Below are 16592 nucleotides of genomic sequence, written 5' to 3'. Positions count from 1 at the left end.
ACAGCACGAAATCTTCGGGAATCAGCGTCTGTGAAAGGACAGCACCATGAACAACAGGCTGAACCGGCTGGTGGTGCCCATCGGCATCGTGGGGATCGTGCTCCTGCTGGTGGTTCCCGTTCCCGCGCCGCTGCTCGACTTCCTCATCGTCTGCAACATCCTGCTGGCACTGCTGGTCCTGCTGACCAGCATGTTCGTCAAAAAACCGCTGGATTTCTCGGTGTTCCCGTCCCTGCTGCTGGTGGCCACGCTGTTCCGGCTCGGCCTCAACGTCGCCTCAACCCGCCTGGTCCTGGGCAACGGATACGCCGGGCAGGTCATTGAAGCCTTCGGCAAGGTGACGGTCGGCGGCTCCATGATCATCGGCGCCGTCGTGTTCCTCATCCTCGTGGTGATCCAGTTCGTCGTGGTCACCAAGGGCGCCGAGCGCGTGGCCGAGGTGGGCGCACGCTTCACCCTCGACGCCATGCCCGGCAAGCAGATGGCGATCGACGCCGACCTCAACGCCGGCCTCCTCACCGACACCCAGGCCCGGGAGCGGCGGGCCGAAGTCTCTGCCGAGGCCGACTTCTACGGTGCCATGGACGGCGCCTCGAAGTTCGTCAAGGGCGACGCCATCGCGGGCATCATCATTATCATCATCAACTTCGTCGGCGGCATCGCCATCGGCATGGTCCAGCGCGGCCTGGAAATCGGCGACGCCCTGAACACCTACGGCCTGCTGACCATGGGCGACGGGCTCGTCACCCAGATCCCGGCACTGCTCATGGCCGTCTCCACCGGCATGATCGTGACCCGGTCCAACGCCGAGTCCGACATGGGGCGGACGGCCTCCACCCAGCTGCTGCAGTCACCGAACGCCCTCATGATCGCCGGCGTCGCCGCCGTCGCCATGGCACTTATCCCCGGTATGCCCCCGATTCCGTTCGTCGTCGTAGGCGCCGGCCTGTTCATCGCCTCCCGCCGGACCGCGGCAAGCCAACAGCTGGCGGAAACGGCCCGGGAGGCTGAGTCGACCGCGCTGAACTTCCCGGAACAGGATCCGAACGAGAAACTGCTGGAAGACATGCGCATCCACCCCGTGGAGATCCTGCTCGCACCTGACCTCGTGGATATGGTCTCCGGCGCCTCCGATGACCTCCTGGCCCGGGTCCGGTCCCTGCGGCACAAGATCGCCATGGAACTTGGCCTGGTCATCCCGCCGGTGCGCACCCGGGACAGTGTGGACCTGCCGCCGGCGACCTACGCCATCCGGATTGCCGGCGTGGAAGCCGGCCGCGGCACGGCCCCCAGCGGCCAGATGCTCGCCCTGGGCGAGAACCTGGACTCGCTCCCGGGCCCGGCGATGATCGAACCCGTGTTTGGGCTCGCCGGGAAATGGATTCCGGGGGAGATGCGCCACAACGCCGAAATGACAGGTGCCACAGTGATCGACCGGGTCTCCGTCCTGGTCACCCACCTGTCCTCGATCGTCGCGGCGAACGCTGCCCGGCTGCTGTCCCGCGAGGACGTCCGGGTGCTGACCGAGGGCGTGCGCAAGCAGAGCCCCTCCGCCGTCGACGAACTGACCCCGGCCCTGCTCTCCCTCGCCGAGCTGCAGCGCGTCCTCCAGGGCCTGCTGGATGAGCAGGTGCCCATCAACGACCTCGCCCGGATCTATGAGGCCCTCACGCTCCGCGCCAAGATTTCCACGGATCCGGAATCGCTTGTGGAAGCCGCCCGGCAGGCCCTGGGCCCCGCCCTCACGGCCAAATTCATGGACGGCGAGGTGCTCAACGTCATCATGATCGACCCCGTCCTGGAACAACACATGCTCGAGGACATGCGGCCCGCGGAGGGCGGCAGCCAGATCGTCATGGGGCAGGAACGGCTCGACGCCGTGCTGCGCTCGGTGCGGTCGGCTGTCGACGCCGCGGCCGCCGCCAACCGCCAGGCCGTGCTTGTCTGTGCACCCGCGCTCCGGCCCGCCATCTACCGCCTCGTCGGGGCTCAGCCGGGATCCGTGCCCGTGTTGTCCTACCGCGAGGTGACCTCCGCCAACGTCCGGATCGAAACAGTAGGAGTGGTGCGCCATGCCGAACCGCTATCGGCTTAAGGGAGCCTCGCTCGAGGAAATCCGCCGCAAGGCGGAACAGCTGTACGGTCCGGCGGCCCGGATCGTGTCCGCCGAACGCGTCAGCAGCCCCGGAATCGCCGGCCTCTTCGCCCAGGACCGCTACGAGGCCATGATCGAGCTCCAGTCCAAACACGAGGTCGTCACCGGCGAGGTAGTGCCTGACGCCGACATCCTGGCCGGGGCCGATTCCGGCCCGGCGACTGGTGGTCCCGCCGGGGAGACCGCCGCCGGGGCGGCTACCGCGGGCACTGTTCCGGGCGCCGGGACCCCCGCCGGGAAGTACGACGCCGGAGCCGTGGCGGCAGCACCGGCCCCGCCGGCGGCCCGGGCCGCAGCGCAGGCGGGCCCGGCCGGAGGGTCGGCACGGCCCGCCGCCCCGACCCATCACCTGCAGGGCGCCGCCATCGCCGCACTCCTGGAGGAGGCGGACGCCGCCGAGCTGAGCCTGCACCGGCCCGCTCCTGCCGGTGTGTCCACCGAATCGCGGGACTTCGCCGAACTGCTGGAACAGCTCGGCACCGGGCTCCGGACCCCCACAGATCCGCCCGCCGCAGCGCCCGCCGCCGCCGGGAGCCCCGCGCACCCCGCCGCAGCCGTCGGGAGCCCCGCGCACCCGGCCGCCGTCGCGCAACCGGCCGCCGTCGGGAGCCCCGCGCACCCGGCCGCCGTCGCGCCGGGCAACGCTGCGGGTGCCCCGGCTCCGGCTCCGCTGACCGGCGTCGGCGATCTCGTGCTCCTGATCGGGCTGGGGGAGGACGCGATGGATACCGCCCTGGCCATGTCCATGGCCTCCGGAGGTGCCGATGTGCGCACCGCCGGTGAGCTCTCCGCCTATGGCCACCTGCACGTCGACGGACGCCAAAGTGCCACGGCCGCGCGCGCCCATGCCGTGGTGACGGAGCGCACCGTCCTGGTGGCGTTCGGACTGGGCAAAGCCCGCAACGCCCTGGCCCGGGTGCCGTCCGTGGCGGCGCTCTCCGCCGACCAGGTCTGGGTTGTGGTCGATGCCGGACGCAAGCACGAGGACACGGCGCGCTGGGTCGGCGTGCTGTCCGCCCAGCTCAACGTGACCGCGGTAGCGGTGGTCGGCGCCTCGGAGACCGGGTCGCCTGAAAGCGTCAATGGCCTGGGACTGCCCGTGGGCTGGATCGACGGGCGCCCCGCCGGGCCCGAACCGACATGGCAGAACCGGCGGGAATCGTACGATGCTCCCCGGACTGAAGGGTAGATTGAGAGGATGCTGGTACTTACACGCAAGCCGGGCGAACAGATCATGATCGGCGACGGCATCGTCATCACTGTTCTGGAAGGCCGCGGCGACGGTGTTCGGATAGGCATTGAGGCGCCCCGCGGTGTGCCGATCCAGCGCCGGGAAGTCATCGAAGCCATCGCAGCGGCGAACCTCGCGGCGGCGGAAGCGGGCCCGGACGCCGAGGAAGCGCTGCGCGGGCTCATGCCGCCGCGCGCCACTCCCGCCGACGGCTGAGGACCCGCACCGGATCAGACATGGTCCCCGCCGAGATACTGGGCCAGGAGCGGCTGGGCTGAACGCCGGAGCACGGCGAGGGACCGCTCCAGGTTTCCTCCCATGGTCAGCTGGTCCAGAAGCCCGGCCGTACCCGCCGGGCCGGCGCGTCCCGGCATCGGGAGGCTCCGCAGCGCGTCCTCATTCACGCTGGAAGCCTCGCCCAGCCGGGCCAGGAGTGCGTGCAGGGCGTCCAGATGCTCGCGCAGGATCTCGGGCCATGGCCCGGCGGGCGCGGCCGCAATCAGTTCGACGAGCGTGGTCTGTGCCGGCAGGCCCCATTGGGCCGCCACGGCAGCGGACTCGACGCTCCGGGCCAGGGCTTCGAAGCGCAGGCGGTCCAGCACGGTTTCAATCTCGGAGGCCATGAAGCTCAGCCATTCCAGATTCCCGGCCACGACGTGCAGGCGCTGCGTTTCCAGCCTGAAGAGGAGTAGCTCCAGCTGCCGCCGCTCCTGCCACAGTGCCGCGGAGAGATCACTTGCGCTCATGTGCCCCATTCTCTTTCCGCCCCGTGAATCACAGCTTCGGGGCGGTCACCGCATTTTTCGCACAGCTTTTCCCTGAGGGTACACGCAGATCTTGGAACAGGTGATAGGTTTCCTCCATGGGTGCTGCGCCCTACTTGCGAACGCTGACTCCAATGGGGGGAGCACCGGTCGGTTTTGGGTGCGGCTCTCGGCGTTTTAAGGGTCGAGGACCCTTCGGATCCGGTCTCATGGGGGGACACAGTATTGAATCGCGTGGAACGCAACGAGATGGTCACGCAGCACCTTCCGCTGGTGGGGTATCTCGTCTCAGATTTGTGCTCGAAGGCGTCACACCTTTCTCGCGATGACTTGGCGTCAGCCGGCGCTATTGCCCTGATTACCTCGGCCGATTCGTTCGATCCAGGCCTCGGGGTGCCGTTCGGCGCTTTCGCGCGCCGGCGTATCCTTGGCGCCTTCGCAGACGAGATGCGGGCCAGCGACTGGGCCACCCGATCCGCCCGCCGCCGGATCAAGGAAACCATGTCCGTGCAGGAAACCCTGGCGTCCGCCCTGGGCCGCACCCCCACAGTGGATGAGATCGCCTCTGCCCTGGGCGTCCAGCAGAGCGTTGTGGAGGCCGCGCTCGCGGATGCCTCGCGCACATTGACGCCCCTCGACGAGGCCGTGGTGGACACCCTGGCCGCCGAAACCCTCACCCCGGAACACTCCGTGCTCGCGGACGAACGGCTCCAGTACCTTCGGGCCGCCGTGAAATCCCTTCCGGAACGGATGCGCTACGTGGTGGAGGAGATCTATTTCGGAGACCGCACGGTCAAAGACCTGGCCGCGGAACTCGGATCCACGCACGCAGCGGTGTCCCAGCAGCGTTCGGAAGCCATCCGGCTCATGCGCGACGGCCTGAGCGCCCACTACGCCGACGACCCCGAGCAGCCGTTCCAGCCCCAGTCCAGGATTACCCCGAGGCGGCGCAACGACTACCTCACCCAGCTGTCCGAATCCACCTCCGGCGGCATCACACGGGCCGTGTTCCCGCGTGGGCCCATCCTCAACGAGGCCGTCTAAGCCGCCCCCAAAACGGTTAGTAAGCCGACTTAGTAAGCTGACCGAGAAATTCCTCCCAGAAGCATCGCGGCCCGGCGCCGCGCTGCGGTAGCGTCGGAAGCATCGGCCGGGGTGCCAGCAATGGCATGCGCGGCCCGCACGGCACCGGTTCTATCGAGGAGGATTCATGAAAGCATCACCAACATTGACGACCAACCTGCAGGCAGTACTGGTGGACCTGATCGAACTCCACGTTCAGGGCAAGCAGGCACACTGGAACATCGTCGGGACCAACTTCAGGGACCTTCACCTCCAGCTGGATGAAATCATCGACGCCGCCCGGGGATTCGCGGATGACCTTGCCGAGCGCATGCGTGCCCTCCACGCCCTCCCGGACGGCCGAAGCTCCACGGTTTCCAAGTCCACCGCACTGGCCGAGTTCCCGAAGGGCCTGATCAACACGAAGGACGCCATCGAGCGGATTGTCGCCGCGCTTGAGGCGGCCGTCGGCACCATGCGCAAGGTCCATGACGAAGTGGACGAGGAAGATCCCACCACCGCGGATCTGCTGCACGAGTTCATCGCCAAGTTTGAGCAGTACGCCTGGATGGTGAATGCCGAGACCATGCGGGCCACTGCCAGCGTGACCACCCCGGACAGCAAGTAGGGACCGGCTCCCACAGCCCCCCCCAAAAAAAACAGCAGCGTCCGGCACCGGGTATCCTCCCGGCGCCGGACGCTGCTGTTTAAGGGCTGGAACCCCTTGGTGCTGACGACGGCTTGACGCTGACGACGGCGTGACGCTGACGGCGGCCGCTGAGCCCTATTGGGCCTTCGGCACCGACCGCAGGACGACGGCGGCCAGGACGCAGGCCCCGGACATCAGGACCAGTGCAATGGACGCAGTGACGTGCACGCCCGAGTCGAAGGCGGTGCGCGCGGCCGCCGTCACCGCCTCGGCCAGGGGCGCCGGAAGCATCCGGGCCAGATCCACAGCGCCGGCCAGGGTTTCACCGGCCTGGCTGGTGGCCGCCGCCGGGGCGAGTTCGGACACGCCCGCGGGAAGCCGGAGGTTGCCCTGGTAGGAGGCCGTCAGGATTGAGCCGAGAATCGCCGTACCCAGCAGGGACCCCACTTCGTAGCCCGTCTCAGAGATAGCGGCGGCTGCCCCTGCCTTGTCGGCGGGCGCCGCACCCAGGATCAGGTCATTGGAGATCGTCTCCGCGGCCCCCACCCCCAGGCAGAGCACCAGCAGGGCGGCAAGGAGCAGCGACGGGCCCTGGCTGTGGTCGCCGAATGCCACCACGAAATAGCCCGCCGCGCTCAGCAGCAGGCCGCCGGCCACCACAAAGCCGGGCCGCACCTTGCGCACCAGCGGGACCACGAGCAGCCCCGCTACAACCGTGGCGATGAGGGCCGGGACCATGGCGACGCCGGAGGCCGAGGGGGACTGGCCCTCCAGCAGCTGCAGGTGCTGGGCCAGGAAGAGAATGAAGCCGTTGAAGGAGAACAGTGCCAGGACGTTGGCCACAATGGCCGTACTGAAGATCCGGTTGCCAAACAGGCTGACGTCGAGCATCGGCGCGGTGCTGTGGTCTGTCCTGTGGATACGGGCAAGCGCGCGTTGCCGCCGGATGAACACATAGCCCATGAGCAGGCCGGTTCCGATACTCGCGAAGGCCTCGGGAGCCGGCCCGTGGGTGGCAAGGGCTTTGATCCCGTAGACCACCGGCACCATGACCAGCAGGGACAGGGCAATGCTGGGCACGTCCACCCGGCCCGGCTTCGGATCGCGGGATTCCGGGATCAACGCCGGCCCGAGCAGCAGCAGCGGCAGGATGATCGGCACCGCGACCAGCAGGACGGCGCCCCACCAGAAGTGTTCCACCAGCCAGCCGCCGACAATCGGGCCGAGGGCGGCGCCGCCGGAGAAGCCGGCGGCCCAGACCGCCACCGCCAGCCTGCGCCGGTTGGGCTGCGGAAAGATGTTCCGGATCAGCGACAGCGTGGACGGCATTAGCATGGCGCCGAAAAGGCCAAGCCCGGCGCGGCCGGCGATCAGCCATTCCGCACTCGGCGCGAACGCCGTCACGGCCGACACCGCGGCAAAGCCCGCGCTGCCCACGAACAGCAGCCGGCGCCGGCCGATCCTGTCGCCCAGGGAACCCATCGCGACCAGGAGTCCGGCCAGGACCAGGGGATAGGCATCGACGATCCAGAGCAGTTCGACGCCGGAGGCGGTCAGGCTGCTGGCGATGGCCGGCAGGGCGAACGTGAGCGCGGTGTTGTCCACGGCCACGAGCAGGACGGGGAACATCAGCAGGGCCAGCGCCACCCAGTCACGCCACGGTGCCCGGGGCCCGGTGGCCGCAGGAGTGCTGGTGGCTACGGTGATCGATGAAATGCTCATAAGGATAACTGTACCGTCTGGACGGTACAGTTAAGAAATGCGCGCGCGGACAGGCATGATGGGAGGCATGCCCAGGAAACCCGTCGCCCGCGAGGCCGTCCTCGATGCCTTCGAATCCCTGCTCATCGAAGTCGGTGAACGCGCCGCGACGCTGGACGCCGTCGCGCGCCGGGCCGGCGTCTCCAAGGGCGGCCTGCTCTACCATTTTCCGACGAAAGAGGCCATGATCGCGGTCCTGCTGGAACGGCTGGACCGGCTCCTGGCTGCCGATGTTGCGGCCATGGCGGCAGCCCCGGAAGGGGCGGCGGCGTACTTCATCAAGTCCTCGGTGTGGGCGGACACGCCCATGGACCGGGTCTTCGTGGCGGCCACGCGGCTCGCCGAGGTGGCGCACGGGGAAACCCTCCGCCGCTTCGCCGCCGGCCAGGCGAGCTGGCTGGAACTGCTGGCGGCCGACGTCGGGCCCGCCATGGCGAAGGCCGTCCTGTGCATGGGGGACGGGCTGTACTTCAACGCCATGCTGGCGCGGGGTCCCGGCGGGCCGCCGCCGGAAGTCGAGGCGGACGTCCAGAGCCTCCTGGCCGCCGTCGAGCGCCTGCGCGGCTGAAGCCCACACCCATCCCCTCCGACCCCCTACTCCCCGCCGACCCCCTACTCGCCGCCGAATTCGCCGGAAGCGTTCGAGTACGCCGGAAAGTTGCGGCGACTCCGGGCGTTTCCGGCGAATTCGCGCCGCCGGATTCGCCGCCGGGTGGCTCGTGGCCCGTAACCTGGGTCCGCCGCCGGGAGGGAGTTTGCGGACGCGCGCCCGGCATAGGACAATGAGAGCTGTGACTGTAGTCACCCCCGATTGAACACCTAATTAAATACGCCTTTGATCTGCGGCGGGAGAGTCCTGCAAGTAGGTACAAGCAGGCGCCGTAGGAGCAAACCCTCCCCAGGAATCTCTCAGGCCCATGTACCGCCGCGGCAAGGCATCTCTGGAAAGTAGCAGGCGTGTCCCGGACATGCTGTGCTCACCGACGGTGCAAGCGGAGCCCTGAAACGCGGGCTGCGCGGAAACTCTCAGGTCCAATACAGAGCGGGGAGGAACCCGAATCAATGTGGCGTACCCTGCGCCGCCTGAGTTATGGAGTTCCTTGTGACTGTTACCCCAGCCTCCACGTCCTTCGTTGACCGGCATATCGGCGCGCGCCGCCAGGCCGACGTCGACGCCATGCTGAAGGCTGTCGGCTACGACACCGTCGACGCCCTGGTGGACACCGCCGTTCCGAAGGACATCCGCCAGGACGCCGACCTCGCGCTCGCCGCGGCCCTGAGCGAGGTCGAAGTCCTCGCCGAGCTGCGCAAGCTGGCGTCGAAGAACAAGACCGCCGTGCAGATGATCGGGCAGGGCTACTACGACACGCTCACCCCGCCGGTGATCCGCCGCAACATCCTCGAAGCCCCGGCCTGGTACACCGCGTACACGCCCTACCAGCCGGAGATCTCCCAGGGCCGGCTGGAGGCGCTGCTGAACTTCCAGACCATGGTCCAGGACCTCGTCGGCCTGCCGATCGCCAACGCCTCCCTGCTGGATGAAGCCACCGCCGTGGCCGAGGCCGTGCTGATGATGCGCCGCGCGAATAAGAACAAGACGGCGCACGACGGCAAGACCGTCCTCGACGCCGACTGCCTGCCCCAGACCATCGCGATCGTCAAGGGCCGCGCCGAGGCCCTCGGCTTCGAGGTCGAGGTCGCCGACCTCTCCAAGGGCCTGCCCGACGGCGTCATCAACGGCGTCGTTCTGCAGCAGCCGGGCGTCTCCGGCCGCGTGTTCGACCACACCGCCGTGATCGCCGACGCCAAGGAACGGGGCGCCCTCGTCACCGTCGCGGCAGATCTCCTCTCCCTGACCCTGATCACGTCTCCGGGCGAGCAGGGCGCTGACATCGCCGTCGGATCCGCCCAGCGCTTCGGCGTGCCGCTGTTCTTCGGCGGCCCGCACGCTGCCTACATGGCCGTCCAGAAGGGGCTCGAGCGCTCCATGCCCGGCCGCCTCGTGGGTGTCTCCAAGGACAACGCCGGCGTTCCCGCCTACCGCCTGGCCCTGCAGACCCGCGAGCAGCATATCCGCCGCGAGAAGGCCACGTCCAACATCTGCACGGCCCAGGCCCTGCTGGCCATCGTGGCTTCCTTCTACGCCGTCTACCACGGCCCGGACGGGCTGAAGGCAATCGCCCAGTCGGTCCACGTCCACGCCAAGACCATCGCCGCCTCCCTGAAGGCCGCCGGCCTGGACGTGCTGCACACCTCCTTCTTCGACACCATCACCGTCTCCGTGCCGGGCCGGGCAGCTGAGATCATCGCGGCAGCCGACGCCAAGGGCGTCAACCTGCGCGCCATCGACGCCGACACCGTCGGCATCTCCGCCGACGAGGCCACGACGGTTGCCGTCGTCGCCGACGTCATTGCCGCGTTCGGCGCGTCCGTGACTGCCGCGGCTGCAGGCACGGACACTGCGTTCGGCCTGGACCCCGCCGTCGAGCGCACCTCCGACTACCTGCAGCACCCGGTGTTCAACACGCACCGCTCCGAAACCCAGCTGCTGCGCTACATCCGCAAGCTCTCGGACCGCGACCTGGCTCTGGACCGGACCATGATCCCGCTGGGGTCGTGCACCATGAAGCTGAACGCCACCGCCGAGATGGAGGCCATCTCCTGGCCGGAATTCGCCTCCATCCACCCGTTCGCCCCGGAATCCCAGACCGCCGGCTGGCGTGAACTGATCGAGGACCTCGAAGGCCAGCTGACCGAGATCACCGGCTACGACCAGGTCTCGATCCAGCCCAACGCCGGTTCCCAGGGCGAGCTCGCCGGGCTGCTGGCGATCCGCGGCTACCACCTCTCCCGCGGCGATGCCCAGCGCAATATCTGCCTGATCCCGGCCTCCGCGCACGGCACGAACGCGGCCTCGGCCGTGTTGGCCGGCATGAAGGTCGTGGTCGTGGCCACGGCTTCGGACGGCACGATCGACCACGCGGACCTGACCGCCAAGATCGAGCTGCACAAGGACGCGCTGTCCTGCATCATGATCACCTACCCGTCCACGCACGGGGTGTACGACGCCGATGTCCGCGAGGTCTGCGACGCGGTCCACGCCGCCGGCGGCCAGGTCTACATCGACGGCGCCAACCTCAACGCCCTGGTCGGGCTGGCCCAGCCCGGCATGTTCGGCGGCGACGTCTCGCACCTGAACCTGCACAAGACCTTCTGCATCCCGCACGGCGGCGGCGGCCCGGGCGTCGGCCCGGTCGCGGCCAAGGCGCACCTCGCCCCCTTCATGCCCGGCAACGCGGCTGATCCCGCCAACGGCGCCGACGGAACCCCGATCTCCGCCTCCCGCTACGGCTCGGCCGGCGTGCTGCCGATCTCCTGGGCCTACGTGAAGCTGATGGGCGGCCGCGGCCTCACCGAGGCGACCAAGTCCGCGCTGCTCGCGGCGAACTACATCGCGGCCCGCCTCAACGACTCCTTCCCGGTGCTCTACACCGGCGAGGGCGGCCTGGTGGCGCACGAGTGCATCCTGGACCTGCGCGAACTCACGGCCAAGACCGGCGTGACCGCCGAGGACGTGGCCAAGCGCCTGATCGACTACGGCTTCCACGCCCCCACCCTGGCGTTCCCGGTGGCCGGCACCCTGATGGTGGAGCCCACCGAGTCCGAGGACCTGGGCGAGATCGACCGCTTCATCACGGCCATGGTCGCCATCCGCGCCGAGATCGACCAGGTGGCCAACGGCGACTTCACCGTGGAGCACAGCCCGCTGCGCAACGCCCCGCACACCGCCGCTGCCGTGATCAGCACCGACTGGACCCGCGAGTACCCGCGTGAGCAGGCCGTCTTCCCGGTCCACACGCTCAAGCAGGACAAGTACTTCCCGCCCGTCGGCCGCATCGACGGCGCAGCCGGGGACCGCAACCTGATCTGCTCGTGCCCGCCCCTCGAGGCCTTCGAAGAAGACACAGCAGTCCACTCCGACGACTCCGCCAACTCCGACTCTGACAGCTAGGGACAGCCACCGATGAATGAGAATTACACGGCACTTTACGAAGAGCACAAGAAGCTCGGCGCCTCCTTCACGGACTTCGGCGGTTGGCAGATGCCGCTGAAGTACAGCTCGGAACTAGCCGAGCACCACGCCGTCCGCAAGTCCGCGGGCCTGTTCGACCTCTCCCACATGGGCGAAGTCTGGGTCACCGGCCCCGACGCCGCAGCCTTCCTGGACTACGCCCTCGTGGGCAAGATCTCGGCGATGGCCATTGGCAAGGCCAAGTACTCGCTGATCTGCAACGAGGACGGCGGCATCATCGACGACCTCATCACCTACCGCCGCGGCGACCAGAAATTCCTTGTGGTCCCCAACGCCGGCAACGCCAAGGTCGTCGCCGAGGCCCTGGCCGAGCGCGCCGGTTCCGGAAAGGACGGCGGATTCGACGTCACCGTCCAGGACGCGTCCGCCGAGATCTCGCTGATCGCCGTGCAGGGACCCAAGGCCCAGGAGATCCTGCTGCGCCTGGTCCCCGCCGCGCAGCACGAGCTCGTCACCGGCCTGAAGTACTACGCCGCCGTGGACGTCCCGTTCATGTTCGCTGGAGCCAGCCAGGACCTCCTGCTGGCCCGCACCGGCTACACCGGTGAAGACGGCTTCGAGATCTTTGTCGCGAACGACGCCGCCGCCGCCCTCTGGCAGGCGCTCGTCGCCATCGCAGAGGACGGCGAGCTGACCCCCGCCGGGCTCGCGTCCCGCGATTCGCTCCGTCTCGAGGCCGGCATGCCGCTTTACGGCAACGAGCTCTCCCTGGAGGGCGATCCGTTCGCCGCCGGCCTGGGCCCCGTCGTCGCCCTGTCCAAGGAAGGCGACTTCATCGGCAAGGCCGCCTTGGCCGCCAAGAAGGAAACCGGCGCCGGCGCCACGACGGGCCGCAAGCTCGTCGGGCTCAAGGGCCTCGGGCGCCGGGCCGGCCGCGGCCACTACCCGGTCCTCAAGGACGGCAACGTCGTCGGCGAAGTCACCTCCGGCCAGCCCAGCCCGAGCCTGGGCTACCCGGTCGCGATGGCCTACGTCGACGTCGAATTCACCGAGCCCGGCACCGCACTGGACATCGACCTCCGCGGCAAGGCCGAACCCTTCGAAGTTGTCGCACTGCCTTTCTACAAGCGCCAAAAGTAGCCGAAGCTGTCCCGGGGGCTGCGTGACTGTGGTTGCGTCAGCCCGTCGGACCCGGCATCCTCTGCATGCTCGGTCGCGAAGACGCCCGCTGAGCGGACGTAACGCTCCCTTGGACGCATGCTCCCGGATGTCGGGCCCGAAGGGGCCCTGCAGCTCACCTCGGGTTCAACTCACCTCGAGTTCCAAGCGTCGTTTGGGGCGCCTTCGAAAGCCAAAAGTGCTGGGGGATGTACCGCCTACCGCGGGGTAGGACTGTACCAAGGGGTGGCATGCCAAGCCCGATCATTGGGGGTTGAGCTTGATGACACCCTTGAAGCCTCGGAGCACCCCGGCTCTGGAAGATATCGAAAGGCCACTGTTTCTTCCGGGAAAACGGCTGGCCCCAAAAACTGAACTGAATAGCGGCGGGTCAGGGGATTCCGGAAGCGTGCGTCTAAGCGAGGGACGAGCGAACACGCGGAGGAATTGCCTCATCCGCCACCCAACCCACCACGATTGTTGTGGCCCACGACTTTCAAACGTAAAGGAAAAACACATGGCAAAAGTTGCCCCTGAACTGCAGTACTCCGACGAGCACGAGTGGGTTGCCCGCGAGGCCGGAAACGTTGTTTCCATCGGCATCTCCGCTGTCGCCACGGACGCCCTGGGCGACATCGTCTACGTGGACCTGCCCGAGGTCGGCTCCGCGGTGACCGCGGGGGAGACCTGCGGCGAAGTCGAGTCGACCAAGTCCGTCTCGGACCTGTACGCCCCTGTCACGGGTGAGGTCACCGAAATCAACCCCGCCGTCGTCGATGACCCCGCGCTGATCAACAGCGACCCGTACGGCGCCGGCTGGCTGTTCAAGGTCGCCGCCGAGTCCGACGGCCCGCTGCTCTCCGCCCAGGAGTACGCGTCCAAGAACGGCGGCGAGCTGTGAGCGGCGCAACGGCGGCCGCGGGCACCCAGACGCTGGCGTTTGAGCAGGTCGTTTCGCCGAGCCTGGACGCGGACCTGTCCGTGCTGGATCCCGAGATCGCCGCGAAGATCGACGCCGAACTGACCCGGCAGCGTGACGGTTTGGAGATGATCGCCTCGGAGAACCACACCGCCAAAGCCGTCATGCAGGCGCAGGGTTCGGTGCTGACCAACAAGTACGCCGAGGGCTACCCGGGGAAGCGCTATTACGGTGGCTGCGAGCACGTTGACGTGATCGAACAGCTCGCGATCGACCGGGTCAAGGCCCTGTTCGGCGCCGGGTACGCGAACGTGCAGCCGCATTCCGGCGCGCAGGCCAACGCCTCGGTGATGCACGCCCTGATCCGGCCCGGGGACACCATCATGGGCCTGAACCTGGCCCACGGCGGGCACCTGACGCACGGCATGAAGATCAACTTCTCCGGCCGGCTGTACAACGTCATTCCGTACCAGGTCCGTGAAGAGGATCACCGGATCGACATGGCCGAGGTTGAGGCCCTGGCCCTGGAGCACAAGCCGGCGCTGATCGTGGCCGGCTGGTCCGCGTACGCCCGGCAGCTCGACTTCGCCGACTTCCGCCGGATCGCCGACTCCGTGGGCGCGTACCTGATGGTGGACATGGCGCACTTCGCCGGCCTCGTGGCCGCGGGTCTGCACCCGTCCCCGGTCCCGCACGCGCATGTCACGACCTCCACGACGCACAAGACCCTGGCCGGTCCGCGCGGCGGCATCATCCTCTCCAACGACGCCGAGATCGCCAAGAAGATCAACTCGGCGGTGTTCCCCGGCCAGCAGGGCGGCCCGCTGGAGCACGTCATCGCCGGCAAGGCCGTGGCCTTCAAGATCGCGGGGTCCGAAGAGTTCAGGGAACGCCAGGAGCGTGTGCTGGCCGGTGCCCGGATCCTTGCCGAGCGGCTGGTCCAGGACGACGTGACCGCGCAGGGGATCAACGTGATCTCCGGCGGCACCGACGTGCACCTGGTCCTGGTGGACCTGCGCAACTGCGTGCTGAACGGGCAGGAAGCCGAGGACCGGCTCGCGGCGATCGACATCACCGTCAACCGCAACGCCGTGCCGTTCGATCCGCGCCCGCCGATGGTCACCTCCGGGCTGCGGATCGGCACCCCGGCGCTGGCCACCCGCGGCTTCGGCGAGGCGGCCTTTACCGAGGTTGCCGACATCATCGCCGAGGCTTTGATCGCCGACGCCGGCGCGGACCTGTCCGGTCTGCGTTCCCGGGTGGAGGCCCTCGCCGCCGCCCACCCGCTCTACCCCTCGGTTGAAAACCTCGCCCAGGCGACGTAAGACTGAAGTAGCAGCAGTACAGAACTAACAGCAGTACAGATCACGACGCCGGGTTGCCGCCACAAGCCGCCGCCCGGCGTCGTGCATCCGGCATGCGGCCGCCAACCAGCGCCCGCAGCGCCTTCCGGCAGGACCCTCTGCCGGGCCACAGCAAGACCTAGTTAGGAACCGACAATGGCTGTTGGAGTCTTCGACCTCTTTTCCATCGGAATAGGGCCATCCAGCTCACACACCGTGGGGCCCATGCGGGCCGCCGCCCTCTTCGCCGAGGAACTCAAGGCCTCCGGGAACCTGGAGAAGGTAGCGTCGCTGCGCGTGGACCTGTACGGTTCCCTGGCCGCCACCGGCCACGGGCACGGCACCATGACCGCGATCCTGCTCGGCCTGGAAGGCTTCCACCCCGAACTGATCCTGCCCGAGGAAGTGGAGGAACGGCTGGCCACGATCGCTGAGACCGGCACTCTGCAGCTGGCCGGCTCGGTCGCCCTGCCGTACGGGGTGAAGGACATGATCCTGCGGCCGCTGACCATCCTGCCCCGGCACACCAACGGCATGACGTTCACGGTTTCCGACGCCGAAGGCGAAGTCCTCCACCGCGCCACGTTCTTCTCCGTCGGCGGCGGCTTCATTGTCCGCGAGGGCGAGGAGGACGCGGCCCTGAAGGAACTCGACGAATCCAAGAAGGAACTTCCCCTGCCGTTCCGCACGGCCGCCGAACTGCTGGGCCGCTGCCAGTCCAAGGGCCTCTCGATCGGGCAGATCATGTTCGTCAACGAGCGCGCCTCCCGCACCGAAGCGGAAATCCGCGACGGGCTGCTGCACATCTACTCCGTGATGGAAGGCTGCGTCGAGGTCAGCCTCAAACGCGAAGGGCTGCTGCCGGGCGGGCTCAAGGTCCGCCGCCGGGCGCCCGACTGGCACAAACGGCTCATGAAGGAAACCCGCGGCCAGGACCCCGACTACCGGGACCCGAAGTACTGGCAGGAATGGGTCAACCTGATCGCGCTGGCCGTGAACGAGGAAAACGCCTCCGGCGGCCGCGTCGTCACCGCCCCCACGAACGGCGCCGCCGGCATCATCCCGGCCGTGCTCTACTACGCGCTGCACTTCGCCCCCGGCATGGACCAGGCCACCCAGGCCGACCGGGACGACACGATCGTCAGGTTCCTGCTGACCGCCGGCGCCATCGGGGTGCTCTACAAGGAGCAGGCCTCGATCTCCGGGGCGGAAGTCGGCTGCCAGGGCGAGGTGGGCTCGGCGTCGTCGATGGCGGCCGCCGGCCTGGCCGAAGTCATGGGCGGCACGCCCCAGCAGGTGGAGAACGCCGCGGAAATCGCGATGGAACACAACCTGGGCCTGACCTGCGATCCGATCGGCGGGCTCGTGCAGGTCCCGTGCATCGAACGCAACGCGATCGCCGCCGCCAAGGCCATCAACGCCGCCAAAATGGCGCTCTGGGGCGACGGCACGCACCGGGTCTCCCTGGACGAAGTCATCGTGACCATGCGCGAAACCGGCAAGGACATGAGCTCCAA

Annotated in this window: 13 protein-coding genes and 2 riboswitches; of the genes, 11 read left to right on the top strand and 2 right to left on the bottom strand. The window is 68.2% G+C overall.

From position 1 onward, the window contains the following. Positions 1 to 46: 46 nt before the first annotated feature. The 3 genes from AC1DGD_RS16565 to AC1DGD_RS16555 are packed head-to-tail and all read left to right on the top strand — an operon-like array spanning position 47 to position 3602. The gene (locus AC1DGD_RS16565) at positions 47 to 2095 is read left to right on the top strand and encodes a flagellar biosynthesis protein FlhA (RefSeq protein WP_476851538.1); all 2049 of its coding nucleotides are present in this window, start codon (positions 47 to 49) and stop codon (positions 2093 to 2095) included. Next, a complete protein-coding gene (locus tag AC1DGD_RS16560) occupies positions 2073 to 3344 on the top strand; it encodes a hypothetical protein (RefSeq protein WP_476857541.1) in 1272 nt (423 codons plus the stop codon). The genes AC1DGD_RS16565 and AC1DGD_RS16560 overlap by 23 nt, the downstream gene beginning before the upstream one ends. Before the next feature lie 9 nt (positions 3345 to 3353). Next, the gene (locus tag AC1DGD_RS16555) at positions 3354 to 3602 is read left to right on the top strand and encodes a carbon storage regulator (protein WP_026538957.1); all 249 of its coding nucleotides are present in this window, start codon (positions 3354 to 3356) and stop codon (positions 3600 to 3602) included. Positions 3603 to 3616: 14 nt separating this feature from the next. Here the strand turns inward: AC1DGD_RS16555 and flgN are convergent, their stop codons facing one another. Then, complete coding sequence (gene flgN, locus AC1DGD_RS16550) at positions 3617 to 4132, bottom strand: flagellar export chaperone FlgN (RefSeq protein WP_476857540.1); 516 nt, start codon at positions 4130 to 4132, stop codon at positions 3617 to 3619. A gap of 243 nt (positions 4133 to 4375) precedes the next feature. On the opposite strand from flgN, the gene AC1DGD_RS16545 reads away from it, so the two are divergent. Together AC1DGD_RS16545 and AC1DGD_RS16540 are read left to right on the top strand one after the other, a co-directional pair. Continuing rightward, a complete protein-coding gene (locus tag AC1DGD_RS16545; protein WP_026538956.1) occupies positions 4376 to 5194 on the top strand; it encodes a sigma-70 family RNA polymerase sigma factor in 819 nt (272 codons plus the stop codon). Positions 5195 to 5360: 166 nt separating this feature from the next. After that, complete coding sequence (locus AC1DGD_RS16540) at positions 5361 to 5840, top strand: Dps family protein (protein ID WP_028275324.1); 480 nt, start codon at positions 5361 to 5363, stop codon at positions 5838 to 5840. Between the two features lie 156 nt (positions 5841 to 5996). On the opposite strand, the gene AC1DGD_RS16535 is transcribed toward AC1DGD_RS16540, so the two are convergent. Then, complete coding sequence (locus AC1DGD_RS16535) at positions 5997 to 7583, bottom strand: MFS transporter (protein WP_476857539.1); 1587 nt, start codon at positions 7581 to 7583, stop codon at positions 5997 to 5999. 67 nt (positions 7584 to 7650) lie between these two features. On the opposite strand from AC1DGD_RS16535, the gene AC1DGD_RS16530 reads away from it, so the two are divergent. From AC1DGD_RS16530 to AC1DGD_RS16505, 6 genes are all read left to right on the top strand, one after another. Further along, positions 7651 to 8190, top strand: coding sequence for a TetR/AcrR family transcriptional regulator (locus AC1DGD_RS16530; protein ID WP_079555622.1), 540 nt, complete (start codon positions 7651 to 7653; stop codon positions 8188 to 8190). Positions 8191 to 8458: 268 nt separating this feature from the next. Further along, positions 8459 to 8557: riboswitch (glycine riboswitch) on the top strand. A 1-nt stretch (position 8558) separates the two neighbouring features. After that, positions 8559 to 8673: riboswitch (glycine riboswitch) on the top strand. Positions 8674 to 8712: 39 nt separating this feature from the next. After that, positions 8713 to 11634, top strand: a complete 2922-nt coding sequence (gene gcvP, locus AC1DGD_RS16525) for an aminomethyl-transferring glycine dehydrogenase (RefSeq protein WP_476857538.1) — start codon at positions 8713 to 8715, stop codon at positions 11632 to 11634. A gap of 12 nt (positions 11635 to 11646) precedes the next feature. After that, positions 11647 to 12795, top strand: coding sequence for a glycine cleavage system aminomethyltransferase GcvT (gene gcvT, locus AC1DGD_RS16520; RefSeq protein WP_476857537.1), 1149 nt, complete (start codon positions 11647 to 11649; stop codon positions 12793 to 12795). A 535-nt stretch (positions 12796 to 13330) separates the two neighbouring features. Next, positions 13331 to 13714 carry a glycine cleavage system protein GcvH gene (gene gcvH, locus AC1DGD_RS16515; RefSeq protein WP_230007215.1) on the top strand — a complete coding sequence of 128 codons (384 nt, stop codon included), beginning with the start codon at positions 13331 to 13333 and terminating at the stop codon, positions 13712 to 13714. Next, complete coding sequence (glyA, locus tag AC1DGD_RS16510) at positions 13711 to 15057, top strand: serine hydroxymethyltransferase (RefSeq protein WP_476857536.1); 1347 nt, start codon at positions 13711 to 13713, stop codon at positions 15055 to 15057. The genes gcvH and glyA overlap by 4 nt, the downstream gene beginning before the upstream one ends. Positions 15058 to 15231: 174 nt before the next feature. Then, on the top strand, positions 15232 to 16592 hold a 1361-nt coding region (locus tag AC1DGD_RS16505), incomplete at its 3' end, for an L-serine ammonia-lyase (RefSeq protein WP_476857535.1).

Source organism: Arthrobacter sp. 05T45 (genome assembly GCF_056395875.1).
This window is presented reverse-complemented; position numbering and strand designations above follow the sequence as displayed.

Bases quoted from the DNA above. Each gene is read 5' to 3' on its own strand.
- AC1DGD_RS16560 (WP_476857541.1), top strand. From the start codon at position 2,073: ATGCCGAACCGCTATCGGCTTAAGGGAGCCTCGCTCGAGGAAATCCGC.
- gcvP (WP_476857538.1), top strand. From the start codon at position 8,713: ATGGAGTTCCTTGTGACTGTTACCCCAGCCTCCACGTCCTTCGTTGAC.
- AC1DGD_RS16555 (WP_026538957.1), top strand. From the start codon at position 3,354: ATGCTGGTACTTACACGCAAGCCGGGCGAACAGATCATGATCGGCGAC.
- AC1DGD_RS16565 (WP_476851538.1), top strand. From the start codon at position 47: ATGAACAACAGGCTGAACCGGCTGGTGGTGCCCATCGGCATCGTGGGG.
- AC1DGD_RS16535 (WP_476857539.1), bottom strand. From the start codon at position 7,583: ATGAGCATTTCATCGATCACCGTAGCCACCAGCACTCCTGCGGCCACC.
- flgN (WP_476857540.1), bottom strand. From the start codon at position 4,132: ATGAGCGCAAGTGATCTCTCCGCGGCACTGTGGCAGGAGCGGCGGCAG.
- gcvH (WP_230007215.1), top strand. From the start codon at position 13,331: ATGGCAAAAGTTGCCCCTGAACTGCAGTACTCCGACGAGCACGAGTGG.
- gcvT (WP_476857537.1), top strand. From the start codon at position 11,647: ATGAATGAGAATTACACGGCACTTTACGAAGAGCACAAGAAGCTCGGC.
- AC1DGD_RS16540 (WP_028275324.1), top strand. From the start codon at position 5,361: ATGAAAGCATCACCAACATTGACGACCAACCTGCAGGCAGTACTGGTG.
- AC1DGD_RS16530 (WP_079555622.1), top strand. From the start codon at position 7,651: ATGCCCAGGAAACCCGTCGCCCGCGAGGCCGTCCTCGATGCCTTCGAA.